At 64.6% G+C, this 543-nt stretch carries 1 protein-coding gene; it reads right to left on the bottom strand.

Features of this window, described 5'->3' with window-relative positions:
• Positions 1-201 precede the first annotated feature (201 nt).
• Positions 202-543 (bottom strand): phasin (locus tag AC1D00_RS44695; RefSeq protein ID WP_477015157.1); only part of this gene is annotated, 342 nt, incomplete at its 5' end.

Genomic DNA, 543 nt, shown 5'->3' with positions numbered 1-543 from the left:
GCGCAACTCGGCCGCGCGCTCGGCGTCGCCGGGAGTGTCGAAGGAGAAGGTGGCGGGTGGGGTCATGATTCACCGAGGTTACGTCATTCCGGGACGGTCCGCAGGACCGGACCCGGAATGACGACCGATGATGACGGCAGCGCAAAAAACAAGGCCCGCCGAAGCGGGCCTCAAAATTCAGTTTGTCAACGCGACGCGCAATCAGGCGGTCTTGTTGTAGACCTTGGCAAAGTTGTCCTGAGCGGACTTCGCGCCGTTGGCGGCGAGCTTGCCGAGATAGTCGGTGGTCGCCTTGGTACGCGAGACGAACGCTTCGCCGCGGGAGCGGAGCAGGCTCGACTGGATCTCGACGGCTTCGCTGAACGACTTGGCGGACGCGAGCTTGTCGATGCCCGAGAAGAACGCCTCGGCGTCCTCGTAGATCGCCTGCTGGATGTTGCGGCTGATCTTGCCGGCCTCGGTGACGGACTCGGTCACCGCGTTCTCGACGGCGGCGGTCACGCGCTCGGAGCCAGCGATCACCTCTGCAGCACGGTCCTTGGC

It is taken from the genome of Bradyrhizobium sp. P2_E8, from assembly GCF_056403875.1.
This window is presented reverse-complemented; position numbering and strand designations above follow the sequence as displayed.